29 protein-coding genes are annotated in these 26,085 nt (G+C 33.7%); 19 read left to right on the top strand and 10 right to left on the bottom strand.

Going from position 1 to position 26,085, the window contains the following annotated elements:
- The first annotated feature begins 283 nt into the window (after window positions 1-283).
- Genes JOD96_RS04750 through JOD96_RS04740 form a run of 3 tightly spaced genes read left to right on the top strand, consistent with a single transcriptional unit; the run spans window position 284 to window position 2,910 of the window.
- Entirely contained in the window at window positions 284-1,246 is a 963-nt protein-coding gene (locus JOD96_RS04750; RefSeq protein WP_209563123.1) for a glycosyltransferase family 2 protein, read from the top strand.
- On the top strand, window positions 1,247-2,233 hold the full coding sequence (locus tag JOD96_RS04745; RefSeq protein WP_209563122.1) for a UbiA family prenyltransferase: 987 nt from the start codon (window positions 1,247-1,249) through the stop codon (window positions 2,231-2,233). It abuts the gene before it with no gap.
- Window positions 2,230-2,910 (top strand): hypothetical protein, encoded by a 681-nt coding sequence (locus JOD96_RS04740; protein ID WP_209563121.1) that lies wholly within the window; start codon window positions 2,230-2,232, stop codon window positions 2,908-2,910. The genes JOD96_RS04745 and JOD96_RS04740 overlap by 4 nt, the downstream gene beginning before the upstream one ends.
- Before the next feature lie 17 nt (window positions 2,911-2,927).
- On the opposite strand, the gene JOD96_RS04735 is transcribed toward JOD96_RS04740, so the two are convergent.
- Entirely contained in the window at window positions 2,928-3,863 is a 936-nt protein-coding gene (locus JOD96_RS04735) for a Wzz/FepE/Etk N-terminal domain-containing protein (RefSeq protein WP_262898514.1), read from the bottom strand.
- A gap of 492 nt (window positions 3,864-4,355) precedes the next feature.
- Between JOD96_RS04735 and JOD96_RS04730 the strand changes: the two genes are divergently transcribed.
- Window positions 4,356-5,384, top strand: a complete 1,029-nt coding sequence (locus JOD96_RS04730; protein WP_209563119.1) for a saccharopine dehydrogenase family protein — start codon at window positions 4,356-4,358, stop codon at window positions 5,382-5,384.
- A gap of 150 nt (window positions 5,385-5,534) precedes the next feature.
- Window positions 5,535-7,319, top strand: a complete 1,785-nt coding sequence (locus JOD96_RS04725) for a mechanosensitive ion channel family protein (protein ID WP_209563118.1) — start codon at window positions 5,535-5,537, stop codon at window positions 7,317-7,319.
- A 125-nt stretch (window positions 7,320-7,444) separates the two neighbouring features.
- Here JOD96_RS04725 and JOD96_RS04720 read toward each other — a convergent pair whose 3' ends face one another.
- Both JOD96_RS04720 and JOD96_RS04715 read right to left on the bottom strand, forming a co-directional pair.
- Window positions 7,445-8,215, bottom strand: a complete 771-nt coding sequence (locus tag JOD96_RS04720; protein ID WP_209563117.1) for an SDR family oxidoreductase — start codon at window positions 8,213-8,215, stop codon at window positions 7,445-7,447.
- 27 nt (window positions 8,216-8,242) lie between these two features.
- Window positions 8,243-8,998: an SDR family NAD(P)-dependent oxidoreductase gene (locus JOD96_RS04715; protein WP_209563116.1), complete on the bottom strand. Its 756-nt coding sequence runs from the start codon at window positions 8,996-8,998 to the stop codon at window positions 8,243-8,245.
- 106 nt (window positions 8,999-9,104) lie between these two features.
- On the opposite strand from JOD96_RS04715, the gene JOD96_RS04710 reads away from it, so the two are divergent.
- The 9 genes from JOD96_RS04710 to JOD96_RS04670 all read left to right on the top strand — a co-directional run bounded on the left by JOD96_RS04710 (window position 9,105) and on the right by JOD96_RS04670 (window position 14,648).
- Window positions 9,105-9,458 carry a winged helix-turn-helix transcriptional regulator gene (locus JOD96_RS04710; RefSeq protein WP_209563115.1) on the top strand — a complete coding sequence of 118 codons (354 nt, stop codon included), beginning with the start codon at window positions 9,105-9,107 and terminating at the stop codon, window positions 9,456-9,458.
- Between the two features lie 107 nt (window positions 9,459-9,565).
- Entirely contained in the window at window positions 9,566-10,216 is a 651-nt protein-coding gene (locus tag JOD96_RS04705) for a Crp/Fnr family transcriptional regulator (RefSeq protein ID WP_245188346.1), read from the top strand.
- An 89-nt stretch (window positions 10,217-10,305) separates the two neighbouring features.
- Entirely contained in the window at window positions 10,306-10,905 is a 600-nt protein-coding gene (locus tag JOD96_RS04700) for a peroxiredoxin-like family protein (protein ID WP_209563113.1), read from the top strand.
- Window positions 10,906-10,907: 2 nt separating this feature from the next.
- Window positions 10,908-11,366 carry a YHS domain-containing (seleno)protein gene (locus JOD96_RS04695; RefSeq protein ID WP_209563112.1) on the top strand — a complete coding sequence of 153 codons (459 nt, stop codon included), beginning with the start codon at window positions 10,908-10,910 and terminating at the stop codon, window positions 11,364-11,366.
- 5 nt (window positions 11,367-11,371) lie between these two features.
- A complete protein-coding gene (locus tag JOD96_RS04690; RefSeq protein WP_209563111.1) occupies window positions 11,372-11,758 on the top strand; it encodes a DoxX family membrane protein in 387 nt (128 codons plus the stop codon).
- Between the two features lie 2 nt (window positions 11,759-11,760).
- On the top strand, window positions 11,761-12,249 hold the full coding sequence (locus tag JOD96_RS04685; protein WP_209563110.1) for a DinB family protein: 489 nt from the start codon (window positions 11,761-11,763) through the stop codon (window positions 12,247-12,249).
- Complete coding sequence (locus JOD96_RS04680; protein WP_209563109.1) at window positions 12,237-12,947, top strand: NRDE family protein; 711 nt, start codon at window positions 12,237-12,239, stop codon at window positions 12,945-12,947. The genes JOD96_RS04685 and JOD96_RS04680 overlap by 13 nt, the downstream gene beginning before the upstream one ends.
- An 11-nt stretch (window positions 12,948-12,958) precedes the next feature.
- Window positions 12,959-13,993: a D-alanine--D-alanine ligase gene (locus tag JOD96_RS04675; protein ID WP_209563108.1), complete on the top strand. Its 1,035-nt coding sequence runs from the start codon at window positions 12,959-12,961 to the stop codon at window positions 13,991-13,993.
- Window position 13,994: 1 nt separating this feature from the next.
- Window positions 13,995-14,648, top strand: a complete 654-nt coding sequence (locus JOD96_RS04670; protein ID WP_209563107.1) for a LysE family transporter — start codon at window positions 13,995-13,997, stop codon at window positions 14,646-14,648.
- 31 nt (window positions 14,649-14,679) lie between these two features.
- Here JOD96_RS04670 and JOD96_RS04665 read toward each other — a convergent pair whose 3' ends face one another.
- From JOD96_RS04665 to JOD96_RS04650, 4 genes are all read right to left on the bottom strand, one after another.
- Window positions 14,680-16,254, bottom strand: a complete 1,575-nt coding sequence (locus tag JOD96_RS04665) for a Na+/H+ antiporter (protein WP_209563106.1) — start codon at window positions 16,252-16,254, stop codon at window positions 14,680-14,682.
- A gap of 238 nt (window positions 16,255-16,492) precedes the next feature.
- Complete coding sequence (locus JOD96_RS04660) at window positions 16,493-17,824, bottom strand: hybrid sensor histidine kinase/response regulator (RefSeq protein WP_209563105.1); 1,332 nt, start codon at window positions 17,822-17,824, stop codon at window positions 16,493-16,495.
- A gap of 32 nt (window positions 17,825-17,856) precedes the next feature.
- Window positions 17,857-18,297, bottom strand: coding sequence for a response regulator (locus tag JOD96_RS04655; RefSeq protein ID WP_209563104.1), 441 nt, complete (start codon window positions 18,295-18,297; stop codon window positions 17,857-17,859).
- A gap of 11 nt (window positions 18,298-18,308) precedes the next feature.
- On the bottom strand, window positions 18,309-19,943 hold the full coding sequence (locus JOD96_RS04650) for a sensor histidine kinase (protein ID WP_245188345.1): 1,635 nt from the start codon (window positions 19,941-19,943) through the stop codon (window positions 18,309-18,311).
- A gap of 335 nt (window positions 19,944-20,278) precedes the next feature.
- Here JOD96_RS04650 and JOD96_RS04645 point away from each other — a divergent pair, with 335 nt between their 5' ends.
- The 4 genes from JOD96_RS04645 to JOD96_RS04630 all read left to right on the top strand — a co-directional run bounded on the left by JOD96_RS04645 (window position 20,279) and on the right by JOD96_RS04630 (window position 23,339).
- Window positions 20,279-20,704: a response regulator gene (locus JOD96_RS04645; RefSeq protein WP_209563103.1), complete on the top strand. Its 426-nt coding sequence runs from the start codon at window positions 20,279-20,281 to the stop codon at window positions 20,702-20,704.
- An 89-nt stretch (window positions 20,705-20,793) separates the two neighbouring features.
- Window positions 20,794-21,924 carry a helix-turn-helix domain-containing protein gene (locus JOD96_RS04640; protein WP_209563102.1) on the top strand — a complete coding sequence of 377 codons (1,131 nt, stop codon included), beginning with the start codon at window positions 20,794-20,796 and terminating at the stop codon, window positions 21,922-21,924.
- A 78-nt stretch (window positions 21,925-22,002) separates the two neighbouring features.
- Window positions 22,003-22,764, top strand: a complete 762-nt coding sequence (locus tag JOD96_RS04635; protein ID WP_209563101.1) for a hypothetical protein — start codon at window positions 22,003-22,005, stop codon at window positions 22,762-22,764.
- 197 nt (window positions 22,765-22,961) lie between these two features.
- Complete coding sequence (locus JOD96_RS04630; protein ID WP_209563100.1) at window positions 22,962-23,339, top strand: nuclear transport factor 2 family protein; 378 nt, start codon at window positions 22,962-22,964, stop codon at window positions 23,337-23,339.
- Between the two features lie 112 nt (window positions 23,340-23,451).
- Here the strand turns inward: JOD96_RS04630 and JOD96_RS04625 are convergent, their stop codons facing one another.
- Complete coding sequence (locus JOD96_RS04625) at window positions 23,452-23,946, bottom strand: hypothetical protein (protein WP_209563099.1); 495 nt, start codon at window positions 23,944-23,946, stop codon at window positions 23,452-23,454.
- A gap of 330 nt (window positions 23,947-24,276) precedes the next feature.
- Between JOD96_RS04625 and JOD96_RS04620 the strand changes: the two genes are divergently transcribed.
- Window positions 24,277-25,305 carry an SDR family NAD(P)-dependent oxidoreductase gene (locus tag JOD96_RS04620; RefSeq protein WP_209563098.1) on the top strand — a complete coding sequence of 343 codons (1,029 nt, stop codon included), beginning with the start codon at window positions 24,277-24,279 and terminating at the stop codon, window positions 25,303-25,305.
- Window positions 25,306-25,328: 23 nt separating this feature from the next.
- Here the strand turns inward: JOD96_RS04620 and JOD96_RS04615 are convergent, their stop codons facing one another.
- Complete coding sequence (locus JOD96_RS04615; RefSeq protein WP_209563097.1) at window positions 25,329-25,832, bottom strand: 4'-phosphopantetheinyl transferase superfamily protein; 504 nt, start codon at window positions 25,830-25,832, stop codon at window positions 25,329-25,331.
- Window positions 25,829-26,083 carry an acyl carrier protein gene (locus tag JOD96_RS04610; RefSeq protein ID WP_209563096.1) on the bottom strand — a complete coding sequence of 85 codons (255 nt, stop codon included), beginning with the start codon at window positions 26,081-26,083 and terminating at the stop codon, window positions 25,829-25,831. Before JOD96_RS04610 ends, JOD96_RS04615 begins: the two co-directional genes overlap by 4 nt.
- Between the last annotated feature and the right edge of the window lie 2 nt (window positions 26,084-26,085).

The raw sequence follows: 26,085 nt of genomic DNA, 5'->3' as shown, positions 1-26,085 counted from the left end.
ATTTTATTTAATTGATTTATAATTCACAAACTTTAATTTACTCTTATATAGTACATTAGAGAACCTTGTTAGAATATTTATATGAATACCTAACGACCTTTTGTCTTGATTATGAATAGTTTGCAAATCAATTGACTGTTGATTAAAAATATGCAAGATAGATTTCGGAAGGAATTTTGAATTTAGATTAGTTTTTTTTTGTTTTTAAGATTTTATTGGATATAAATAATTGATTAGATTTGTTTGCGAAACCAAAAGCATTTTAAACCAAAACAATAAACCATTGCTTAATACCACTTATTCTCCTCTTGTATCGATAATCATCCCTACTTACAACCGCTCTTATTCTCTACATTCAACCATCACTGCAGCTTTAAACCAAACTTATAAGAATATTGAAATAATTGTAGTTGATGATGGTTCAACTGATGATACAAAAAAATTAGTTTCAACTTTTTCAGATAAAGTTCTATACATTCAAAAAACACATACAGGGCAGGCTGATACAAGAAATGTTGGATTACAATATGCTCATGGAGAAATTATAGCACCTCTTGATTCAGATGATATTTGGCATGATAAATATCTTGAAAAAAGTATTGGATATTTGCAAGAACATAAATTGGATCTTTTTTTTTCTAATTGGGAGCACAACATTGTTGAAAGATATCATGCAAATATTTTTGCTTCTCTTTTAAAAAATAAAAATATTCCAAATAAAGGTTGTTATGTTTTTGATTATGCTGAATTTAGAAAAATTTTATTAATTGATTCTATTGCTCCAAGCTCAGGTTTAATCATCAAGAAGTCAGTCATACCTTTTGGTTGGAATTCTCAGGTACATATTGGTGATGATTGGTTTTTGCAACTAGAAATAATTTTTAAAAAACTAGATTGTCGTGTGGGTTTTACTAAAGAGATCTTTTGGAAAAAAAACAGAGACACTAGTAATGTTAGTGATGGCAGAAAGGGAGTTGTATTTAGAAAACTGCATATTAAAGATTTGCATTTAATTCTTTCTAATTTTAGTTGTTATTTAGATAATAATGAACTTAAAATGATAAGATTAAAAATTTTTCAAAATAAAATTTTAATATCTTGTTTATTGCTCTTGAAAGGTGATTTTGATACAGAAATGAAAGACCTTTTTATATATTTTGCACAAGAGCCAAAATTATTTTTTAAAGCTCTTATGAATGGGGTTCAAAAAGAAATAACCAGAAATATTCAATTTACTAAGAATTAAATGAATCTTTTTAAACATATTAGAGTTACAACTTGGTGGTTTAAGTTGCCACCTTTTTTGGTACTGATTTATTTATATTTTATTAAAGAAAATGTTAACGATTTCAGGCAGGAAGTTTTTCAAGTTTTACTTATTTTATTAGGAGTAATAATTGCTGCTGCATTTGCCAGTTTAATAAATAATTATTATGACCAGGAAGATGACTTAATAGCTGGAAAAGAAAATAAAATGATTGATCTTAGCCATAATTCTCAATTAATAGTTTTGGGAAGCTCTATATTTGCAGGAATTGCATATTCGATTCTAATATTTTCTAATTTTTATGCCTTTATTTTTTATTGGTTAAGCTGGATTTGTTTTTATATCTATTCAAGTAAACAATTTCGATTAAAAGAAAAAGCTTTTCTTGGTATTGTTTTCGACGGATTAGCCTCTCAGTTTTTTCCTGTACTTTTTATTTTTTCTTTTTTGTACAAAGGAGACATTGGAAATCATTGGATATGGATAATTAGCGGTAGTATATGGATGACTTTTTCATTTGGTATGCGTTCATTGATTATACATCAGTATAATGACTGTGAAAATGATTTAAAAGCCGGTGTCTGTACTTTTGTGAATAATACATCCCAATTGTCAAGAAGAATATTTCAGGGGTTTGTTTTATTAATTGAAGTTTTTTCTTTTGTAATATTTATTTGGGCTACAAATTGGCAAATATTTGTAATTCCTATTTTTATTTATGCTTCATTGTTCTGTATATTTAAAATTATTTTTAGTATAGATTTTTATTTTTTTGAGCCATTGCAAAATCAAAAATCCAGAAGTATGTTTTTTGATTTTTATATAACGATTCTTCCATTTGCACTTTTAGGATTACTCACTTTAAAAAATTATCAAAACGGAATTTTATTGATAGTTTCGATTATTATATTTAATGTGCCTACTTTGTTTAATGCATGGAATTTTTTTAAAGTAAAGATAAAGTGAAGTATATAAATATTTTATTGGGATTGTTAGGATTATTTTGTTGGATTTTAGCCTATGTGCTTATCATTTCCAGAGGAATAAAGGATAGGACATATGGTATACCTCTTATACCACTAGCTCTAAATTTCGGTTGGGAATTTGTTTATACTTTTTGCTTTCCATTTAGTTTATATTCTCAACTCACGACTGCCCTTTGGTTTTTTAGTGATTTAGGTATTGTGTATACATACTTTAAGTACGGATATTCTAGCTTTAATAAATATTATCATTTAGAAAAAAAACAATGGTATTGCATAAGTGTATTTGCTTTCTTGATTAGTTTTTTAATTATCTTTTTTGGGCATAAATTTTTCCTGCAATATTTAAATAATTTTTCTTCTCAAGAAGTACCTGCTTTTATAGCATGGTTAATTCTTATGATTACTCCTATATGTATGTTGGCTATGTTCTTTCAGAGGGGAAATTCCCAAGGTCAATCATTTATTATTGTCGGTCTCATGATATTAGGTAATTTTTTCTATATAGTTCAGTTTTTTATTCATCCCTTTTATTATAAATGGGGCAATCCATTTTTAGTATTAATTATTTCAATTAGTATAGTTGTTGAGTTTTATTACGCAAAATTACTCTACAAAAGATTAATAAAAGAAGGTGTAAATCCATGGAAAAGATTTTAACGTATATTTTTTTTATTTCAATAGAATAATATTTTATAATTATTATCTCTTAAAAATGCGATAAGAATTCCAATTAGAAAACCTATAAAAATAATTACAGTTAAAATTAATAGTGTTGGGGTATTGCTGCTCATTACAGGAATTTGAGCTTTTTCTAATATTTGAAAAATTGGTGTATCTTCCTGTATTTTTATTTTCATTTGTATAGTCGAAGCTAACAAACTATTTTTAATTTCTTTTGTAACAGCTTGGTCTTTTATAGAATCATTTAAAATATTTTTTCGCAAATTTTCTATAAAATATAAGTCTTGACGAGCTTTCTCTGTACGATATTTGGTTATATAAGCTGTGAGGTAACTAATTGTGAAATTAACAATTTCAGCAGCAACAACTGGGTCGGGCATTTTTGCATTAACCAGTATAACACTGTTTTTTTTTGTGGTATTAGTTATTGTAATTCTTTTTTGAATATCCTGTATGGCGCTATAACGCATGATTTTATTGCTGGTATTAGAGTTTGATTTTCCTAATTTATCAAATAAATTTTTATTCTCTAAAATGTTATAGTAATAGTATTCAAAACTTACTTGCTCATTATTAGTCGCTTTTATTTTTTTAGAAAAAATATAATTGTAAAAATCATTTGTTTTAAGAATTTCGGCATACAGCTCTGAGCTTGTAATTTCAGTATTGTATAAATCAGAGTTATTACTGAATTTCTTTAATACTTCATATAATCCTCCCATGCCATTAGTAGCTTTATAGGCAATTTCAGGCATGATTTTGCCAGTAGCAGTATATTCTTTTGGAATGCTTATTGTGTAAAAAAATCCAATAATAGCAGAAAATAAGGTAATCAATAAAATTATTTTATATTCTCTTTTTAAAACAATTAACAATGAGATTAAGCTTATGGTTGTTAAATCATTTTTTGACTGGTCTGTTTGTATCATTAATTATAAATTTTAGTTCTAATAGTACCTTTGACTTATTTCATGTTTGCAATGCAATAAAAGTATATTGGGTAAGTGGTCACAAAGATGATTAAAATTCATTTTAATTTTCTAATAGTAATGTTTTTTTTTATAGAATATATTATAATTTTATGTAATCTGGCAATTTTCAGAACGTTGTTAGTGTTACTTTTTAGAAATGCCTTCAGTTAGTATTTCAATTTTTTTGAATAGTAATAAAACCAATCTAAATTTTTAAGGTTTTCTATAAGAATCAATTCTGAGAATATTAAATACTTTCGTAATGTTTTTATTTTTTTTCTGAATTTAAAGCACTGATAATCAGAAATAGTATGGTTTTGGTTCGCAGGACACTTTTTGGTAACTACTTGTTTCAGAGCTATTATAGTATTTTCTTTGTAAGACGATTTGCATATTATTTGATGTGAAGATGTGCAAAAAGAGGAAAACAAGAACTAAAAAATGCTACTTATGGATAACAGGATTGCAGTTTACGGAGCTTATGGACATACTGGAAAGTTTATAGTGTCAGAACTTTACAGGCAAGGATATAAAAATCTCATTCTTAGCGGAAGGGATTATAAGAAGTTAGCCGATCTTGGCAGACTTTATCCAGATTTAGAATTAAAAACAGCAGACATTCATAATGCCACGTCTCTGGATAATGCTTTCACAGACGTAGAAATTATTATAAACTGTGCAGGGCCTTATCTGGATACAGCCGCACCAATAATCAAATCAGCTTTACAATCAGAAAGTCATTATATAGATTTGACAGCAGAACAAAAATCTGTATTGGATATTTTTGAAGAGTTCTCAGAACAAGCCAGTAAAAAAGGAATCCTGGTGATTCCTGCAGCTGCCTTTTACGGCGGATTAGCCGATCTTCTGGCAACAGCATTAACCAGTGACTGGGAACACACTGATGAAATCAGCGTTTATATTGGCCTGGACTCCTGGCATCCCACCAAGGGAACACGATTGACAGGAGAAAGAAATCATTATAAAAGATTGATTTTTAAAGATAATAAGCTGCAGGAGATGGAGGAGACCTCTTCGAAAGTATGGGACTTCAAAAACCTTGTTGGCGTACAAGAGGTGATAAGTCTTCCACTTTCGGAGATTATTACGATTTCAAGTCATTTGAATGTCAATACAGTGAATACCTATCTCAGCCGAAATGCTTTGGAGGAACTCAGAGATACCAAAACCCCGGAACCTGAACCAATAGATGAAAAGAACCGCTCATCCCAGCAGTTTAGCATGGAAGTGGTTTCAAGAAACGGAAATAAAACAAGAAAAATAGCCGCGAACGGCCAGGATATTTATGCAGTGACAGCGCCACTGGTAGCTCAGGTAGTTAACGGGATTGTATTTGGAAAAGCAAAAGAAAAAGGCGTCGTTACCCTTGGGCAGGCATTTGAAGCGGATGATTTTTTAAAATCACTGAAAGAAGATGATATTAAAATTACCTCGATAGAAGAGTCTGATGACGAATAGGGCTTAGCAGTCAAATTAGGTTTTACAGAAAATTATCTCAGCCAAAAGCATTAAAGTTCTATCATAATACCGTTAAAATATTTTATAAAAATTTCTTTTAATTTTTATATTTCTTATTTTTAAGATATAAATCTGGAAAATAGGAAGAATATGTTTGCAGGAGTTCAGCGTTTACTAACACATTTATTGATTTTGCTGGCATTAGTAATTATGCCCGTAAAGGCTAGTGCCCAGTTATTGGGTGTGCCAAAGACTCCAGTTGAAGAACCAGCGGAAGTTCCCGAAGATTCTCTTGGAAGGAGAACACCTCAGGGAACGGTCAATGGTTTTATAAAAGCAATTGGCGAGCAGAACTACCTGCGTGCCAGTCAGTATTTTGTACTTAGCAAACGCTCTTACCGTAAGACAGCTGAAAGGATACGGATAGCAAAAACCTTTGAGGAGCTGCTCGATCAGGGTGGTAATGTAGCACCATCTTCTATCATTAGCAATAAGGAAACCGGACGTACAGACGATGATCTGGCTCAGGGAGTTGATCTGGTGGGTAATATAATAGCCGGCAAAATCGTATTGCCACTCTATTTAGAAAACCAGTCTGAAGACAATGAACCCGCTCTCTGGCTTTTTTCTGCCGAAACTGTTGAGTCTGTTCGCTCTGCCGATATCAAAGTCGAAAAGACCTTTCTGGATCGAATATTGCCACCTGTATTGCTCGAACGCAAATTTGGAAATGTTCCCATTGGTCACTGGGCTGTTGTAGTAGTGATGACCATAGTGTCTTTTCTGCTTTCCAGAATGCTGATTTTCATATTCATTTTTGTCCTTCAGAAAGTCTGGAAAAAGGCAGAAAGCGAAAAAGGGAATGCGATTATTGAGGCTTTTTCCCTGCCGGTGCACATGTACCTTACAGTACTGATTTTTGTAGCTTTTACCCAGCGTATGGGGATTTCGATTATCGTGCGTCAGCGTTTTGGCATCATTATCATCACCATCGGGATTGTTGCTTTTCTGATCCTGCTCTGGAGAATTACCGATTTTTTAAGTTTGTATGCACGCAGCAGGATGACCCGAAAAGGCCGTATCTCGGCCGTATCTGTCGTTTTGTTTTTAAGCCGTGCCACCAAGGTAGCTATTGTCTGTATCGGTATTATTGCCATACTGGGTATTATCGGGGTAGATGTGACAGCCGGGCTAGCCGCACTGGGAATAGGAGGTATAGCACTGGCACTGGGGGCGCAAAAAACTATCGAGAATTTTGTAGGCAGCGTAAGCCTGATTGCCGACCAGCCGCTCAGGGTTGGAGATTACTGCCGGATTGACGATATCAAAGGGACTGTTGAATCTATCGGAATGCGATCCACAACATTGCGTACTGCTGCCCGTACCATTGTAACCATTCCAAACGGACAGCTCTCGGCTAGTAAAATAGAAAATTTTGCCCATCGTGATCGTTTTCTATTTAATCCGATACTAAATTTCAGGATGCAGACCACACCGGATCAGATGCGCTATTTGCTGGTAGAACTCCGATCCCTGCTCTACGCACATCCCGGAATAATCAACTTACCTCCCGTGGTGGTACGTTTTACAGGTGTAACAGCAGATGCGCTGAAAGTAGAGGTTACGGCCTATATAGAAGCCGTCAATTTTGACATCTCACAAGAAATACAGGAAGATTTACTCCTCCGAATGATGGATATTATAGAAAAAAGCGGTACCGCACTGGCTTATCCTTCACAAACATTATATATGGCAAAGGATAACCCGCCATCGGATGAAAAGTCCGAGGCAGTTTCCAATATTGTAGCCAAATGGAAGGAAAATAACGAACTGCAGCTGCCGGGATTTGATCCCCAACGCGTGGAGGAATTGAAAGATAGCATTCAATATCCGGATCAGGGAAGTTCGAGGCTTAACAACAAAGAAGATAAGTAAATTTAGTTTGAATTAACTTGCTTTTGATACATGTTCCTGAAAAAACACAAAGACTCCATTGAAATAATGGAGTCTTTTATTTACTTATCTTTCTTATAAACAGCTTATAAACTATATAGGTTAAATCATTTCATTAAGCTGATATTAGTAAGGCCACCATCCGAAAGAATTTCTGTTCCCACTATAAATGCCGATTCGTCTGAGGCTAAAAATACAGCAGCATTTCCAATATCAGACGGGAGACCTTGTCGGCCAACTGGCGTAATGTCGATCCAGAGTTGTTTCACTTGTGCTAATTGTTCTTCTGGTACAATTTTGCCAAAAACAGGTGTGTCAATAGAACCTGGTGAAAGTGTATTGACTCTTATCTTTCTTGGTAAAAGATCCAGCGATAAGCCTTTGGCCAATGAAATAATAGCCGCTTTTGCTGCCGAATAAATAGCCATTCCCGGCGCGGCGCGATGAGCAGCACTCGATCCGATTAGTATGATTGATGCACCGTCATTTAAATACGGAAGTGATTTTTGTACTGTGAAATAGGCACTTTTCAAATTAAGATCCATATAACTATCATAATTTTCCTCTGTAACAGTATCGATAGTACCCAGAGGAACACCGTCTACAATACCTCCGGCATTTACGACCAAGGCATCAATTTTGCCAAATTTTTCGAAGGTCTTTTTGAATGTATTTTCCAGATCATCTGCATTCGTGACATCACCAGGGATACTAATAAAATTATTGCCCAGAATCTCAACAGCATGATTTAATGTTTTCTCATTTCTTCCTGTAATAGCACCAACGGCGCCTTCATTTTTGAATGCTTCCGCAATACCAAATCCAATTCCGCTGTTACCGCCTGTAACTACAGTTACTTTATTTTTTAATTTACTCATTTTGTTTTTCAGTTTATAATTAATGGTTTAGATACCGTAGATACCTCCGGATACAGAAATTTTTTCTCCAGTGATCCACGCTGCCTCTTCAGAGGCAAGAAATACTGCTACTTTTGCAATATCATCAGGCTGTCCGGTACGGCCAAGTGGGGTAGTGGCAACCAATTTTGCTTCGAAATCACTGCCAATAAATCCAGCACTGTGTGAACCTTCTGTTTCTACAACACCGGGTAAGATAGAATTGATGCGGATATTTCTTCCGCTAAATTCTTTCGACAAAGAAATAGTAATGGCATCCAGTGCCGCTTTAGTTGCAGAATATACGGCACCTGTAGGTAATGGCGTATTACTCGCGCCCGAACTGATATTGATAATGTTTCCTCCTTTTTCACCAAACAATTTTAAAGCTGCCTGAATGGTAAACAAAGACCCCAAAACATTGGTATTAAATTGTTTATGAAATGATTCTTCTAACGCTTCTTCGATAGGTGCATATTGATAAATACCGGCATTATTTACCAGGATATCCAATGCGCCAAAAGCATTTTTTGTTTCTTCAAATAATCGTATAACGTCAGATTCTTTAGACACATCACCCTGAACAGAAATGGCCAGTCCTCCATTATCTATTATAGTTTTTACCACTTTATCAGCATCTTCTTTACTAGATGCATAATTCACTACAACTTTTGCGCCTTCTGCCGCGAAATATTTAGCGATAGCTGCACCAATACCTTTTGATGCACCGGTAACAATTGCTACTTTGTTTTTTAATTTGCTCATTTTTATATTTTTAAAATGTTGAAGATGCAAATGTAGAATGGATTAATTTATTTTAGTAACTTTGTAACTAAAAGTAACAGTAACCTTGAAGTAACAAAGTAACATTATGGAGTGCAAACCACTTGAAAAAGAGCAGCATAAAAAAGAGATGATGGCCGTTCAGGACTCAATGGATGTCCTTAGCGGAAAATGGAAAATCGCCATTATATCATCTATCTGCTTTTACAACAAAAGAAGATTTTCGGACATTTTGAACGATGTATCGGGTATTTCGAACAAAATGCTGAGTAAGGAATTAAAAGAATTAGAAATAAACAAATTGATCAAAAGATCTGTTTTGGAAACGCAGCCTATAACTGTTCAATATACATTGACAGACCACGGAAAAACACTACAGACTATTATTAATAATCTGACAGATTGGGGAATTGAACACCGCAAAAAAATAATATCTGAATAGCTTAAAAACTGATAGTTAAATGTCGACTGTGTTTTTGTTTTTCAAAATAAACTATATTTACGCTATATAATGATGTAAATATGTATGAAGATTTAAAATACTGGTACTTGAGGGATCACAAACTGTTCAGGACACTCAGCTATTCGCAAATAAAGCAATTGTGCATCATTACAGGTTTTAAAAAAGCTTCAAAAGGAGAAATTATTTATTTTTCTTCTTCGGATGTGCCCCGAATATTTTTGCTTAAAAAAGGAAATATCAAGATTGTTGCCGTTGATGATAATGGCAATGAAAACATAAAAGACATCATTCAAAAAGGAGATTTATTTGGCGAACTGACTTTAGAATCCGATAATAAAAATGAAGAATATGCAAAAGTCCTTTCTGATGATGTTGCAATCTGTAGTTTTTTAATGTCTGATTTTGAAGACTTATTATTGAGAAATCCAACTTTGGCGCTTTCATATACCAAATTTGTAGGCTTAAAAATGAAGCGCATCAAAAACAGCTATTCTAATTTAATTTCCAAAGATGCCAAAACCAGATTATATCAGTTTCTAAAAGACTGGGCAGAAAAAGAAGGCACTGCAAACGGAAATTCAATAATCATCGAAAATTATTTAACTCAAAGTGATATTGCCCAGATTATTTGTACTTCAAGACAAACAGCTACGCAATTGCTTAATGAAATGGAAACGAATCATATTTTGAGCTATAAGAGAAAAGAAATTGTTATTCACGATATTACCAAATTATAATTATTTTAGGTCAATTGTAAATTAGCCGACATTTTGCTTTTTCATAGTAAAGTAGTTTTACATCATCAAAAAGATGTAAACCTTAAATTATGAAAAAATTACTTTTTATTTTTTTAGTAACCCTTACTACGGTTGCTGATGCACAAAACGCAGTTCCCAAATCTGCGACTGATATTGCTCCTTTATTAATAGGAGAGAAAATTCCGGATATTATTTTAAAATCATCTGAAGGTACAGATGTTCAACTTGCTGATTTACTTAAAAAGAAAAAGAGCATTTTAGTTTTTTATAGGGGAGGCTGGTGTCCGTATTGCAATATGCATTTACAGGCCCTGGCAGAAGCCGAAAAACAAATTCTGGATCAGGGATTTCAAATTATTGCCATAAGCCCTGATGCGCCTGCAAATCTAAAAACCACCGCAGAAAAAGATAAGGTAGGATACACTTTGCTTTCTGACTCACAAGGAGAATTAATTAAAGCAGTCGGAATAGCTTTTGAAGCTCCTGAAAACTATAAATCAGTAATTAGCGTACATTCTAATGGAGTCAATACTAACTTTTTACCAGTTCCTTCTGTTTTTGTAGTAAATACTGAGAATGAGATTCTGTTCGAATATATTGCACCAGATTTCAAACATCGTATTTCAGCAGAATTGTTGGTTTCAGTATTAAAAAGCTTAAATAATTAAAGATGAAAAAGGCAGTAGTATTAATATTGATTTTGATCTCAGGAATTTCATTTGCTCAAAATGATTCAAAAAGAATTACGGAATATAATTTAGAAAACAAAGTGGCTATTTTGGGTTATGATCCGGTTGGATATTTTACTCAGGGAAAAGCAACTAAAGGAAAGAAAGATATTTCAGTATCTTATCATAGTGTGGTTTATAAATTTTCCTCAACTGAAAATAAAGAAACCTTCTTAAAAAATCCTTCAAAATATGAACCTCAATATGGCGGTTGGTGTGCGTATGCGATGGGAAGCTCAGGTGGGAAAGTTGAAATAAATCCTGAAACTTTTAAAATTATTGATGGTAAATTATATCTATTTTACAATGCCTATTTTAATAATACTTTGAAAAGCTGGAATCCGGATGAAGCTAATTTAAAAGTTAAGGCAGATAATAACTGGAAAAAAATATATAAATAAGAGTCATGAAAACGGAAATTATAAAATGGATTTTCAGGATTGTGGCTTCGGGTATCTTATTGCAGACACTGTTTTTTAAATTCAGCGGGGCAGAAGAAAGTATCTATATATTTTCGAAATTAGGAATAGAGCCTTACGGCAGAATTGGTTCAGGAGTAGCAGAGCTGATTGTCGCGATTTTAATTTTAATTCCCAAGGCAACATGGATTGGCTCAATTGGCGGAATAGGAATAATGGCCGGAGCTATTGCATCGCATTTATTTGTCTTAGGAATTGAAATTAAAAATGATGGCGGGCTACTTTTTGGCCTGGCTGCTATTACTTTATTAAGCTGTTTTCTATTGCTTTATCTGGATAAAAATAAATTGTTTAATCTTCTAAATTTAAAATAGTTATGCTGTTAAAATCCATACACCATAGTTTAGACGAATTACTATACCTATTAGATCAATTGTCTGACGAGGATTACTCAAAATCCTGCCAGGCCTTGAGCAACGCCACAATTGGCGAACATACCCGACATATTTTGGAGATGTTTCAATGTCTTGAAAATAGTTATGATTTGGGAATTTTAAATTATGATAACCGGGAACGGAATAATCGAATTCAAACCGAAACCGAGTTTGCCAAACAATGCATTGCGGCCATAAAAATGGGTTTGAAGAGTGAAAACAAAATAATCTGTCTCGAACAGATTATTGACGGACTCAACATCAGGATCCAAAGTAATTATTACAGGGAACTGCTTTATAATCTGGAGCATTGTATTCATCATCAGGCTTTGATCAAAGTGGCAGTTTTACAATTTGAAAATATTTTGATTAATGAAAATTTTGGTGTAGCCCGCTCCACTATAGAATATAGAAAACAATGTGTACAGTAAGTTTTGTAACTGGTCGTGAGGGTGTAATTATAACCTCAAACCGCGATGAAAATGTGATTCGCCCAAGTGCGGTTGCGCCTAAAAATTATTGTCAAAACGGCAAAAATATTATGTATCCAAAAGATCCAAAAGGAGGAGGGACCTGGTTCGTAATTGATGAAAACGGAACTGTTTTAGTGCTTTTGAATGGCGGAAAAATTAAACATGTACCAGAGCTTTTTTACAGAAAAAGCCGCGGACTAATTGCCCTGGATATAATTTCAAGTGATTCGCCAAAGGATTTTTGGGATCAGATTAATCTGGAAGACATTGAGCCCTTTACTTTGGTTTTGTATCAGCAGGAAGAATTGTATGAATTGATCTGGGACGGACTTGTAAAAATCAAAAAAATATTAGATCGAAATCAAAATCATATTTGGTCGTCTGTTACTTTATATCCGAATGAAATCAGACAGGAAAGGTCAAACTGGTTTTTTGATTTCCTGAAAGGCAAAAAAGAAATTTCGACCTCAGAAATGCTCGATTTTCACCGAAATACCGAACCAGGTGATTCAGAAAATGGCCTGATCATCAATAGAGAAAATGTTCTGAAGACATTGAGTATAACACAGGCCGTAATTGAAAAGAACAAATGTGTTTTGCGTTATTATGACCTGGTTAAAACAGAAGATTTTTTGTCCTCTTTTATTAGTATTTAAATTTTTTGCCAATGAAACTATTTATCCATAAAATCAGCAATTGGGAGTATTGGCCGTTTCAGGTTTTATATGTTCCTATTTATTTTCTTTGGGCTTATTACGCCATCAAAGCAAAATCGATTTTCTTTTTTAATGCATCAAATCCAAAAATAAAAAATGGCGGATTTATGATGGAAAGTAAAAAGCAGATTTACGATTTGCTTCCTAAAAAATATTATCCAAAAACTATTTTGATAAAAGAAAATACTGATTTGAGGAAAATTGTAGATGCAGTTGTAGAAAAAGAAATTTATTTTCCACTAATAGCCAAACCTGATATTGGTCTGCGTGGGTCTGGTGTAAAGAAAATCAAAACAGTATCTGAATTAAAAGAGTATGCTGAAAAGGCAAATTTTGATTTTTTGATACAAAACCTGATTCCGTTTCAAAATGAAGTGGGGATTTTTTACGTACGGCATCCGCTTCAAAAAAATGGGAAAATAACCGGTATTGTTTCTAAAGAATTTCTGATTGTTACAGGTGACGGAAAATCGACTATTGAAGAACTGATTAAACAGACTCCACGTTTTGAACTGCAGTTGGATGTTTTAAAAGAAGAATACGGAGATGAGTTGTACCAAATTTTGCATAAAGGGGAAACTATAAATCTGGTTCCGTTTGGAAATCATTGCCGTGGTGCCAAATTTCTTGACGGAAGCAATTTGATTACACCAAAATTAACTGCAATGATCAATGAAATTGCTACTCAGATTCCCGAATTCTATTTTGGGCGATTTGATATTATGTACAACACTTTTGAAGAGCTGGAACGCGGAGAAAATTTCCAAATTGTTGAACTCAATGGTGCGGCAAGCGAACCAACACATATTTATGATCCTAAACATTCGGTTTGGTTTGCCTGGAAAGAACTGGCCAGACATATTACTTATATGTATGAAATAAGTGTTGAAAATCATAAAATGGGTGTGCCGTATTTGGATTATAAGGTTGGAATGCGGGAATACAGACTTCATCTGGCCCATAATAACAAAATCATTAATTTTTAAAATGAAAAGATTAAAAAACATCTCCGTTGGATTTCTGGTTAGCTTTCTGGGTTCAATTCCATTAGGATATCTAAATCTGGCAGGATTGGAAATTTATTCAAAATCGGGACTTCATAATTTAGTTTTGTTTTTGTTCGGAGTCGTTTTTGTTGAAACTTTTGTTATTTATTTCACTCTGCTTTTTGCAAAACAACTGGTAAGAAATAAAAAGCTCATGAAATTTATAGATTTGTTTTCAGTAGCATTTTTATTTGTTTTGGCTTTTGTTTTTTATTTGAATTTTAATCAGCCGGCAAAGCCCGATAATCAGCTGCGCCAATATATGCTGTATTCACCCTTTGTAATTGGAGTGGTTTTAAACTGTCTTAATTTTTTGCAGCTTCCTTTTTGGACCAGTTGGAATCTTTATTTACTTAATCAACATTATATAACTCCCGATGGTAAGTTAAAGTATTATTACATTGCCGGAACTTTGGTTGGGATTTTCTTAGGAATGTTTAGCTTGATTATAGTATTGCAAACGGTATTTCAACAAATAAATCAGTTTTCAAAATACATATTACCGGTTTTTATCCCATTGTTTTTTATTGCTATGGGAATTATTCAGCTATTCAAAGTATATAAAAAATATTTTAAATCGGCAGTTGTTTTTTGATTAAAATTATTCAAAAATATATATTTAGACACTAAAGGTATCTTAGCTTTTCTTCTTCAATATCTAAATAATGCATTTGCCTTCTGATAACATACTCATCCAGTGTCTGATCTTCCTTGTTTTTATTTCTAAGCCATTCTCTTTGTTTATTTAGCAAATCGAGATAAATAACTTTAAGATCTTCTCCAATTGATTCATCATCTATACCATTACTGTGAAGTTCCCATTTTTGAATAAGGTGCTGCAATGAAGTATGAGTTTCGAGCTCATTGCTGTATTTGGTTTTAAGATAATTGATAGCAAAATGTGATAATTCCTGACGTATAGTATTGTAGGCTTCATCGCGGGGTACAGGATCATAAATATCAGTAAGTTTAATTTTTCTGATAAAATATGGCAACGTCAACCCCTGAATTAATAAAGTCAGAAGAATAACAATAAAGGTGATAAACAATATAAGATTACGCTGTGGAAAACCATTTCCATTATTCAAGTAAACAGGTATGGATAATGCTGCTGCCAGCGAAACCACACCACGCATTCCGGTCCATCCAAGAATAAAAGGCGTTTTTATGCCGGGGTTTCGGCTATCGGCTACAGTGATAAAGTTGCGGGCAATCAATGTAACCACTACAGCCCCATAAGAAGAAAGCATTCTGCTTACTATTAAAACCAAAGTTATTATAACCCCATAACCAATTGCAGATGGAAGGCTTACTTCTTCAAGCCCTTTAGTAATTTGTGGCAAATCTAATCCGATTAGCATAAAGACAAATCCATTTAATATAAAACAGAAACTTTCCCAAACATTTACACCGCGCAGACGTGATTTGCTGCTGAGAAAACGATGCCTGTTATTAGATAAAAGCAGTCCTCCGGCTACTACAGCCAGTACACCGGAGCAATGTACTTCCTCGGCTGCGAGGTAAATAATATAAGGTGTAAGCAGCGACAGGACAATATCAACATTGGCATCAGTCGGTAAATATTTGTGTGCTTTCATAAAAAGCCATCCGATCAATAAGCCGATGGATACCCCGCCGATAATCATCCAGCTAAAACTTGCAGCTGCTTTGTAAAATAGAAACTGTTCTGTGGCAACTGCGACCATCGCAAATCTGAAAATAATCAATGATGAGGCATCATTCAATAAACTTTCGCCCTCTAAAATAGACGAAATCGCTTTTGGTACTTTGACAAACTTTAAAATAGCACCTGCACTCACTGCATCGGGCGGAGAAACAATACCACCGAGTACAAAGCCCAATGCCAATGAAAAACCCGGAATGATATAGTTTGCAACCAGTGCTACCGAAAGTGCAGAAAGAAAAACGACTACAAAAGCAAAGCTTGTAATAATTCTTCGCCAGCGCCACATTTCTTTCCAGGAAACAGTCCACGCTGCTTCATATAATAACGGAGGCAGAAAGATAAAGAATATAAGTTCAGGTTCGATGTTAATAACCGGTACACCGGGAATAAAACTAATAACTAATCCTGCTAATACTAGTAGTACAGGATAAGCCACCTTTATTTTATTTGCCAGCATAATGAGCAATAAAATAACAATTAATATACCCAGATAAAAAGGGAAGTTGTCAAGCATTCTTTTGTTTTATAATAGAATTTTTAATTTTCGGTCGTGTTTTCTTATTAAGTAAGGCGTATAAAAAATTAATTACAATGCGTAAGTATTTAAAATCAGCTTAAATCAATCTTAGCTAAATTAATTAATTTTATTTGAAATGTGCCTGGGAAGTTTTGCCTGTTTTTTTTTGAAATGCAAAAAAACAAATGCATTCCATCAATAAGTCTATTAAACAAGTTGAAATTGCTAAGATGTTCTAATGCATTTCAAATGCGTTTTGCTGTTTAACAGGTATTGCACCTGAATTTTCTTTATTAACTTTAAAAGCGCCCTTTTTTTTATTGAAATCCTTAACTACCGGTATATAAATATTAAAAGTAACACCGTTGTTTAAATTTCCATCAGCGATTATAATACCGTTGTGATTTTCTACAATTTTTTTGACTATGGCCAGACCAATTCCTGTTCCTAAATAATCCTCAGTGTGATGCAGCCTCTGAAATATAACAAAAATGTTTTGGTTATACTGAGCTTCAAAACCAATTCCGTTATCCTGAAAACTAAGGTGCCAGTAATCACATTTCTGTGGGCTTTCTGGCAGATTAAGAAGCCTGAATTCTTTATTTTTAAGCATAACAGATTGTATGGTAATCTGAGGCGGAATCTCTGGTATTGAGAATTTTAGCGAGTTGCTCATTAAATTATAAATAAGCTGGCGAAATTGAAAAGCTATTATATTTACCGGCATTAATCCTTTTACTTTAAAAACAGCCTTTTTTTGATGAATTGTATCTGTAAGTTCCGATTTTACATCTTCGATAATATCCTTTAGATCGCTCATCTCATAATGATGATCGTTGGTACTGACTCTGGAAAAGTCCATAAGGTCCTCAATGAGCTGTCTCATTCGGGTTGCCGCTACATGTATTCGTTTTAAGCTGTTTTTCCCGTCTTCAGTCATGGTTTTCATCTCTTTATCCATCATTATAGAAATGAAAATCTGAATTTTCCTAAGCGGTTCCTGAAGGTCATGGCTAGAAATAAAATTAAAGGCAAGAAGTTCTTTATTTGCATTGAGCAGTTCAATAGCCCTTTTTTCTTTCTCAGCATTTTGAAATCCCAATTCCTGATTGGCTACCAGTAGTGCCGCAGTCTGAATTTTTAGTTTCTGCAGCAGATCTTCTTTTTCAACCAATTCCTCAGCTTCTTTGAGCGCACGGCTTATCTTTTGCAGTAAGGATGAGAAATTATTTTTAGAAACATAATCAGTTACGCCTTCTTTTATAAGCATTACAGCATTTTCTTCTCCAATTGTACCGGAAATTATTATAAAAGGAATATTGAGATTCTTGTCTTTTATCACTTTAAAAGCAGAAACTGCATCAAATGACGGAAGAGAGTAGTCTGACAAAATAATATCGGGTAAAAAGTTTTCAAGACCATCTTCAAATGATTTTCTTGATTCAACGACTTTTGAAACAAACGATAATCCGGCTTTTGTTAGATGGCGCACTAGTAAATCCGCATCAGCAGTATTATCTTCTAATATCAATATTTTAATATCTTCTTTTATGTGATTTGAAATCATAATTTTAGATTAAATAATCGTTTGCTTTAAATTTATATAGCAGGCTGGCTAAGAATCATCCAGTACATTCCCATTTCTTTTATGGCATTAAAAAAATTATTGCTGTCAACAGGTTTTACTATATAACTGTTGGCACCAAGGCTGTAGCATTTTGCTATATCAGGATCTTCCTGCGAAGAGGTTAGGATAACTACCGGAATTGATTTAAGATCAGCATCACTTTTAACTTTTTCCAATACCTGTATCCCTGACATTTTTGGCATTTTTAAATCCAGAAGGAAAAGTTTCGGATATGATTTCGGATTCCTTTCAGCGTAAATTCCTCTGCAGTATATAAAATCAAGTGCTTCAGCTCCGTCTTTTACATGTAAAAGTTTGTTTGTAAAACCACTTTTATTTAATGCGCGTATAGTTAACAAAGCATCTTCCATGCTGTCTTCGGCAAATAAAATTTCAATATCGTCGTAATTCATTTTTATATTTTTTAATGTTTAATATCAGGCAGGCTAAAGTAAAATTTTGCGCCTTCGTCTAGTTTTGATTCGGCCCATACAGTTCCATAATGGCGGCTTACTATTTTTTGCACAATTGCCAGGCCAATGCCCGTTCCGGAAAACTCATCCTGCGAGTGAAGGCGCTGAAAAACACCAAACAACTTGTCATAATAGGCCATGTCGAAACCTGCTCCCCAGTCCTGTATACTGTAAATTATTTTGTCATTTTTTGAAATTGATGTTATTTTAATTCGGGTTTCAGTTTTATATTTTGAATATTTAATGGCATTTGAAATTAAGTTTATCCAAACCTGTTTGATGAGAGATGGATCTCCATTTGAAGGAGCAAGTTTATCAATTTCGAATATTGGATTATTTTCACCCTTTTCTATTGCTATATCGTTTATTACCCCATTTACTAATGCTGTCATATTAATATTGAAAGAAGATACCTGTTTGCGGCCTAATTTGCTAAAAGCCAGTAAGTCATCTATCAGGAGTCCCATTTTATTTGAGTTTTTTATTATCGCATGAAACATGTTTTTTCCATCGTCATCAAATAAATCGATATGATCTTCTATCAGAATTTGAGTATAACCGTTAATGGCACGTATCGGAGCGCGAAGATCATGAGAAACAGAATAAGAGAACGATTCCAGCTCTTCCTGGGCTTTTTTAAGCTCATCGTATGCGAGGGTCAGTTCTTTACTTCGTTTTTCCTGATAAGCAAGTTCTCTGTTCTTTACAATCAATTCTGCGGCACGTTTTTGCTTTTCAACCTTTCTCTTTTCCTTCAGAATATTTTCGGCAGCCAGTTTTTTATTTGCAATAATCAATTCGCCGGCACGTTTTTCTTTTTCTTTACTTTGTATAGCAAGTTCTTTGTTTGCAATAATTAATTCACTTGCTCTTTGTTCTTTTTGCTCATTTTGAAATTTCAATTCTTTATTGGCAATTACAAGCTCTGCAGCACGTTTTTCCTTTTCCTTATTCTGAAAAGCAAGTTCTTTATTAGCGATGGCCAGTTCAGAAGCGCGTTTTTCTTTTTCCTGTGCCTGTACCGCCAGCTGCAAAAACTGAGTCTTTGTAAGAGTAATATCGGTAGCTATTTTTAAGATTTTATAGGGTTTGCCCACAATATCCAAAATAGGGTTATAGCTGCCTAAAAGCCATATTAATTTTCCGTTTTTGGACAGGCGGATAAACTCATCTTTTTGATAAATTCCTTTTTTCAGGTTGCTCCAGAACAAATCATAAGCTCTTGATTCTGAATAAGCAGGATCAACTAAAAGCCGATGATGTTTTCCGACGAGATCACCTTCATCATAACCCATAATTTCCAGAAAATTCCTATTGACACTAAGGATATTGCCTTCAAGATCAAACTCTATCGAGGCGTTTGAGGTATCGATAGCATTAACATGATTGTTAAGCTGCTGTTCTTTTGCTTTAAGCTGCTCTTTAAGATTTTGGATTTCTGCTGTTTGCTTTTTGTTATTTGTAGAGGATAGTTTATTTCTGGCTGTAATAAGGTCTGCAGGCTTTTGAGTGTTCTCTTTTTCAGGAGATTTCTGACCTGAGGAAAGGATTATTTCCCTATTGTCATTTTTTTCTTTGATATTCATATAATGCGAAGTTATATTTAGAAAAATAATGGCAGTAATTTGCTGGAAAAGCACCTATATTTTAGTAATTATTAGAACTGATACCTCAACTTAATTTTTAAGATTGTTAGGATTACAAACGAATATAGCGAAATTAAGTGGTTAAACACTTACTTATTTTTATTATTTGCATATGGAGAAAATAAGGTTAGTAAAAATATACTAAACTATACGCCCTGAATCTTTTATAAAAGCTATTTTGAATAGAATATTTAAAATAATTATTCGTTTTATTTCAGAAAAGAAATGTATCCTAAATTTAAGTACCTTTCTGACAAATAAAAAACAATACACTCATGAATAAGGGCGGCCCAATAATTATTATAGAAGACGACGAGGATGACCAGGAAATACTGGCATTGGCATTTAAAGAACTTAATTACAGAAATGAAATTATCTTTTTTGGTGATGGAGAAACGGCACTTAATTTTCTGACTGAAACAGCTGTTGAGCCTTTTATTATTTTTTCAGATATCAATATGCCGAAATTAAACGGAATAGAACTACGGTCAAAAGTTCATGAGAACGAAGATTTGAGAATGAAGTCTATTCCTTACCTTTTTTTTACCACGGGTGCCGAACAGAAGCATGTTGTAGAAGCTTATTCAAAATCAGTACAAGGATTTTTTATAAAACCATACGATTTTATAGAAATGAAAGAATTGATAAAAAATATTGTTGAATATTGGCAAAAATGTGTTTCACCGAATTATATAAAATAACCATTATAGAAACTATAAAATACATTATAGGTGTTAATAAAAGGTTGTTATAATTTGGAATCATAACTATAGATGAAACTAAACAGAACATGATTAATTTTCCTGCTTTAATGGGGTTTACAAGTGGTACTGCATTTTTATCAGGATGTTTACTTTTAGCTAAAGCCCCAAAAGCCAATTTGCGGGCTAATCTCTTTTTAGGAGCATTTATGATTACGCTGTCTTTAACTCTTCTTGAAATACCTTTATTTGCACAAAATTTTCATATCACATATCCCATATTATTCGAAATCATTGGTTTAATACGATTTTTAACTGCGCCATTACTTTATTACAGTATAGTACATTTTACCTCTCTTGATAAGAAAATAGAAAAAAAAGATGCACTGCATTTAATTCCTTTTATTGTTTTTCTTATTTTCAGAATTCCTTTTTTTATAACTGGAAAAAATTTTGAATTCAGTTATCAAACCGGCACTATTGTATTTTTTATACTCCGGAATGCTTTACCAGTGCAGACTGCAGTTTATTGGTGTTTGTCTTTTATCAGATTGCAAAAACATTTTAAAAATGCAAAACAGTTTTCTTCTAATCTTAACAATATAGATCTGCGCTGGCTGACAACTTTTTTATGGATTGTGCTGTTGATAGTGGCTGTCTGGTTAAACCTTGTGTTTTTTAATCTGGAAGCTTTACAGAAATTGACTCCGTTTTTATATCTGCTGGGTATTTTTTTTCTTTCCTGCTTTTCCTTAAGACAGGAAGAAGTTTTTGGTTACAGCAAGATCGAACGAAGAGAATTGGCTACTATCAATGACTATAAAAAAGATAGTCCAAAAAGGGTTACAGGCGCTCGGCTCGCTGAACTCGAAATCAGGCTCAAAAGTCTTATGGAGATTAAAAAAGTATATCTTGATAACGATTTAAGCCTTCCAAAACTGGCAGGTATGCTCCAGGCAAGCTGCAATGAAACCTCATTTTTGATAAACGAACTGAATCAGGAAAACTTTTATAATTTTATTAATAAATATAGAATTGAAGAAGCCAAAAGACTTTTATTGTCTGATGCATATGATCAGCTCAATATTGTCGGAATTGCTTTTGAATCAGGCTTTAACTCCAAAACCACTTTTAATACCACCTTCAAAAAACTGACGGGATACTCACCAACAGGATTTGTTAAAGCCGAAAAAATCAATAAAGAAAATAGTAAAAAATAGGTTCGAAAGGGTACATCGGAACAATTGATGAGAGATTACTGTTCAAATTTGTTGAATGTAATTTAAAATCTAAAAACCATGTCAAAATCATTTTCTTCATCATTTCCAAATTCCCTATTCAAAAAATGCAGTGTTTCCCTGATTCTGGGACTTGAATTTTCGGCCCTAATGTTACTTTTAGGTAATGGCGGTAATGTTCCGTGGCTGCCTCCTGTAGTTGTATTTTCTGTTATCGGATTTTTTTTGGTAAGCAGTTTTTTGTTTCCATTTATCTGGCATTTTCTGGAACGAAAGAAAACTATTAATTCTGAAAAAATATACGATGTTCTTTATGGAGTGATTCGTTATTGCTTAGCATTTAATTTAGCCAGTTTTGGCTGGAAAAAATTCTATGGACTTCAGTTTGTTGTGCCGGAGGAGGTTTCAAGTATGCCAATGAAACAGCAGACAGGGGAGTGGCTTACCTGGTTCTATTTTGGCTATTCACATACATATGGAATCCTGATCGCTTCAATTCAAATTATAGGCGGCAGTTTGTTGCTGTTTAGAAGAACATTGCTCACCGGAGCATTACTTTTGTTCCCCGTGCTTTTTAACCTGACACTTATCAATATTTTTTATGAAATGAATGCCGGGGCGCTGCTTCAGTCTGTACTACTTACGATCGGGGTTTTATTTTTCATCCTGCTGGACTATAAAAGGCTTGTTGCATTCTTTTTTGAAACGGAATCGTTTTTACCTTCCGGTTATTTAAATGGATTTGTAAAAAACTGTATTCGGTTTTCTGCCCTTGTGTTGTCGTTGCTTTTTACAATATACCTAACTTCATTAATCAGATAAATATAATGGCTCATCGACAGGAAATGAGCCATTTTTATATTTTACAGGTTCCGTATTGTAGATGTAATTAAGATTTGTTTTTGTGTAAATATCTGTTTATCAGAAGTTAAACTGATTAAATCTATGTTAAAAGTGTGCATACGTTTTAATATTATTTTGAACTTTGTATAAACTGTTTAATTAAAAATAATAGGATTATGGAAACGCAAATAATGGAATTAGAAAAAAAATATTGGCAGGGAATGGAAAATCACGATTATGAAACGGTAAAAAATCTGACTCGTTTTCCGTGTATAATCGCCGGTAAAAATGGTGTACAAAGTATCGATGAAACTAAGTTTAAAGAGATGTTTGAGTCTGGGGATGGCGATAAAATAAAAGTACTGAATTTTTCTGATATTGAAACACAATTAGTTGCCGAAGACGCCGCTGTAATTGCTTACTCAATAGAATTGGGGCTAATAGATAATGAACAAAAAGACCCAATGAAATGTGCCTGTACTTCTACCTGGATAAAGGAAAACAACAATTGGGTATGTGTACTGCATACTGAAGCAGAATTGTCTCTACAATAGATTTATATTAAAGAAACATTGAATAGTATCTTTTTAATTGATTGCATGGTAACGAATTTTTACTATGTAATCAATTAAAAAGACGCTTTAAGCACTGTTTCGATTTAAATCCTTAAATAGAAACAGTGCTGTTAATTTTCTTTTGTTTTATGATTTGATAAACCGTGCCTGCAATAAACAATACCAAAAGGATTAATAATGTATTGGCAATTACGGGATCTTTTATATCCTTTGCAAGTGGATGCCCAACAGGAACACGTGTGAATGTTTCATTCACAGTCGGAACCAGTGACAGGAAAAAGCTGAAAGACAGGCAAAAGTTTTCAAAATAACGAGCCCTGATATTTCCTTTCTTTCTCCAATAAAGAAAATAAGCCTCCAAAATCAAAATGACAATCAATATCGAGAAAGCATGCCCTGGATTAAATCCGCCGTGCTTAGATATACCTAATGCTGTTAATGAAGTAACTAATGTGCAGTAAAAATAGATTTTACCTGTGAGTTGACCCAGATCAATTTTGCCATATTTTACATATGCAATAAGTGCAGCAATAATGGCAGCAACGCCAATTACGGTATGAAAAATACCTAAACTTGATAATCCCATATTTTTTTTAAGTTTTAAATTAATGTCATGATTGACACTGCAAAAGTAATTTTAAGGGAAAAGCTGCATTTCGTAAATAAGTCCAATTTTTTGGCAATTTAGTCCAATATGTTTTTATTCGACTTAATGTATATTTAACTGCTCAGAAACAATGATATGTTATCTAAATAGTTTATAAAGAATTTATTTTGAAATGTAATTATATAAGTTTGAATAAGAATCATGTAAGAAAAAATTACTAAAAAGAGAACAAATTTAGGATGGTCTAAGTAATTATTGAGAAAAGAATTATTGATGTAATCGTAAATTCGGGAAACTAAAAATTAAATCATGAGTATATTATATAGGATGATAAGACTATTGTTGGTATTGATTTGTTTATTGTTTGCAGTAACAAGTTGTACAACATGGAAATTGGGTTTGTCTGGGCAGAAAAAAATTTCAGGTAAAACGTATGTAATTGTGGGAGCATCCAGTGGTATTGGCCGTGGTGTGGCACAAGAATTAGGAAAATACAAAGCAAACGTAGTTTTGGCAGCACGAAGAACAGACTTGCTTGAGGAAGTTGCAGATACTATTCGCAGCTACGGAGGAAATGCAATAGTGGTAACAATGGATATCAGTAAGCCCGAAGATCTTCAGCGTGTATGTGATGCAGCTGTAAAACAATATTCTAAAATTGATGTCTGGATTAATATGGCAGGAGTGGCGGCCTTGGGGCGGTTTTGGGATGTTCCCATAGAAGACCAGTCACGTGTAATAGATGTTAACCTAAAGGGATTTTTATATGGAAGCAGAGTTGCTGTAGAACAATTTATAAAACAGCGAAAAGGCGTATTGATAAATATGGGATCAATAGAAAGCGAAATACCTCTTGCATATCAAATTAGTTACGCAGCATCAAAAGCAGGTGTGAGAACCTTAGGACTGGCGTTAAGCCAGGAATTGCGCCTTAATGGTTACAATGAAATCAAGGTAGTGACTATAGAACCATGGGCTGTCGATACACCGTTGTGGAAACATGTCGCTAATTACAGCGGAGTAGAACCTAAAATGGCACTTATGGACGAGCCTGATAAAGTGGTGAATGCAGTTTTGCGAAAATCAATAAGGCCTAAAAAAATAGTCCCGGTAGGATGGAAAGCAAAGGGCTCATCGTTTATTGCCAATGTTTTTCCGAGATTTACGGAGTGGTTTAGCGGCAATATTTCACACAAATATCAAATGGAAATGGGACCAGCAGCTCCCAATACGCAAGGTTCTCTATACCAGCCCATGCCTGAAGGCCGTGGTGTTGATGATGGAGCAGATGAAAGAATGAAACAAAATAAAAAAGAAGGCAGGGACAAAAAGAGATAATTTCTATGACAAATGCAACATCTTTAAGGTTGTGATAATGTTACCACTTTTTCAAACCGCCCATGATGACTTATAGAAACGTCCTGAATTGAATTTGATGTAACAATTAAATTTGGAATACCATTTTTGTCTTTTGAGATCGACTTATTTTCGATTTCAACTACTTTGTTTAAATCATCAAAAGAGCTAACAGCTATACTATGAATTTTCTCTGGAGAAAGAATTGTTTGAGTGTAATACTTATTTCCTGAACAAATAACATTCCCTGTAATCCGGTTTTTGTTTTGTGATGTGATAGTACAAACTAATTTGCGAGGGCTAAATTCCCGAATATTAGTCTGTCTGTTGTAGATTTTATAGGCTGCTTCTTTCATGCTCCAAAGTATCCAAACCATAATTTCCGGATCTGTTGCATTTGCAATAAGCAATTGCTCGTCAAGGGTATATATTTTTTCTATAAAACCCCTGCGTTTCCAATTGCTTTCTTTCCGGGATTGAAGAATGTCAATCACATCATTTCCAATCATTTTTGGGCTAGTTTGGTATCAATGATTTCTATGGCTGTTTTTACGTCAAGCATACGTTCCATATCGGTATTATCAATTACAACATCAAAAGCTTCTTCAATATCGAGCACAATATCTACCAGGTTTGCCGAGTTGATGTTGAGATCTTTAATAAAATCAGTATCTTCGGTAAGGTTGTCGTACGCCTCTGTATTGGTCGTGTACGGCTTTATGATTAATTTTAATTTGGCGATTAATTCTTCTTTGTTCATAC

Origin of the sequence: Flavobacterium sp. 1355 (assembly GCF_017833415.1) — a bacterium.
GTDB lineage: Bacteria > Bacteroidota > Bacteroidia > Flavobacteriales > Flavobacteriaceae > Flavobacterium.
The sequence above is the reverse complement of the archived record's forward strand: the minus strand, read 5'-3'. Positions and strand labels throughout refer to the sequence as shown.

Bases quoted from the DNA above. Each gene is read 5' to 3' on its own strand.
- JOD96_RS04745 (WP_209563122.1), top strand. From the start codon at position 1,247: ATGAATCTTTTTAAACATATTAGAGTTACAACTTGGTGGTTTAAGTTG.
- JOD96_RS04735 (WP_262898514.1), bottom strand. From the start codon at position 3,863: ATGATACAAACAGACCAGTCAAAAAATGATTTAACAACCATAAGCTTA.
- JOD96_RS04730 (WP_209563119.1), top strand. From the start codon at position 4,356: ATGGATAACAGGATTGCAGTTTACGGAGCTTATGGACATACTGGAAAG.
- JOD96_RS04725 (WP_209563118.1), top strand. From the start codon at position 5,535: ATGTTTGCAGGAGTTCAGCGTTTACTAACACATTTATTGATTTTGCTG.
- JOD96_RS04720 (WP_209563117.1), bottom strand. From the start codon at position 8,215: ATGAGTAAATTAAAAAATAAAGTAACTGTAGTTACAGGCGGTAACAGC.
- JOD96_RS04715 (WP_209563116.1), bottom strand. From the start codon at position 8,998: ATGAGCAAATTAAAAAACAAAGTAGCAATTGTTACCGGTGCATCAAAA.
- JOD96_RS04710 (WP_209563115.1), top strand. From the start codon at position 9,105: ATGGAGTGCAAACCACTTGAAAAAGAGCAGCATAAAAAAGAGATGATG.
- JOD96_RS04700 (WP_209563113.1), top strand. From the start codon at position 10,306: ATGAAAAAATTACTTTTTATTTTTTTAGTAACCCTTACTACGGTTGCT.
- JOD96_RS04695 (WP_209563112.1), top strand. From the start codon at position 10,908: ATGAAAAAGGCAGTAGTATTAATATTGATTTTGATCTCAGGAATTTCA.
- JOD96_RS04690 (WP_209563111.1), top strand. From the start codon at position 11,372: ATGAAAACGGAAATTATAAAATGGATTTTCAGGATTGTGGCTTCGGGT.
- JOD96_RS04685 (WP_209563110.1), top strand. From the start codon at position 11,761: ATGCTGTTAAAATCCATACACCATAGTTTAGACGAATTACTATACCTA.
- JOD96_RS04680 (WP_209563109.1), top strand. From the start codon at position 12,237: ATGTGTACAGTAAGTTTTGTAACTGGTCGTGAGGGTGTAATTATAACC.
- JOD96_RS04675 (WP_209563108.1), top strand. From the start codon at position 12,959: ATGAAACTATTTATCCATAAAATCAGCAATTGGGAGTATTGGCCGTTT.
- JOD96_RS04670 (WP_209563107.1), top strand. From the start codon at position 13,995: ATGAAAAGATTAAAAAACATCTCCGTTGGATTTCTGGTTAGCTTTCTG.
- JOD96_RS04665 (WP_209563106.1), bottom strand. From the start codon at position 16,254: ATGCTTGACAACTTCCCTTTTTATCTGGGTATATTAATTGTTATTTTA.
- JOD96_RS04660 (WP_209563105.1), bottom strand. From the start codon at position 17,824: ATGATTTCAAATCACATAAAAGAAGATATTAAAATATTGATATTAGAA.
- JOD96_RS04655 (WP_209563104.1), bottom strand. From the start codon at position 18,297: ATGAATTACGACGATATTGAAATTTTATTTGCCGAAGACAGCATGGAA.
- JOD96_RS04650 (WP_245188345.1), bottom strand. From the start codon at position 19,943: ATGAATATCAAAGAAAAAAATGACAATAGGGAAATAATCCTTTCCTCA.
- JOD96_RS04645 (WP_209563103.1), top strand. From the start codon at position 20,279: ATGAATAAGGGCGGCCCAATAATTATTATAGAAGACGACGAGGATGAC.
- JOD96_RS04640 (WP_209563102.1), top strand. From the start codon at position 20,794: ATGATTAATTTTCCTGCTTTAATGGGGTTTACAAGTGGTACTGCATTT.
- JOD96_RS04635 (WP_209563101.1), top strand. From the start codon at position 22,003: ATGTCAAAATCATTTTCTTCATCATTTCCAAATTCCCTATTCAAAAAA.
- JOD96_RS04630 (WP_209563100.1), top strand. From the start codon at position 22,962: ATGGAAACGCAAATAATGGAATTAGAAAAAAAATATTGGCAGGGAATG.
- JOD96_RS04625 (WP_209563099.1), bottom strand. From the start codon at position 23,946: ATGGGATTATCAAGTTTAGGTATTTTTCATACCGTAATTGGCGTTGCT.
- JOD96_RS04620 (WP_209563098.1), top strand. From the start codon at position 24,277: ATGAGTATATTATATAGGATGATAAGACTATTGTTGGTATTGATTTGT.
- JOD96_RS04615 (WP_209563097.1), bottom strand. From the start codon at position 25,832: ATGATTGGAAATGATGTGATTGACATTCTTCAATCCCGGAAAGAAAGC.
- JOD96_RS04610 (WP_209563096.1), bottom strand. From the start codon at position 26,083: ATGAACAAAGAAGAATTAATCGCCAAATTAAAATTAATCATAAAGCCG.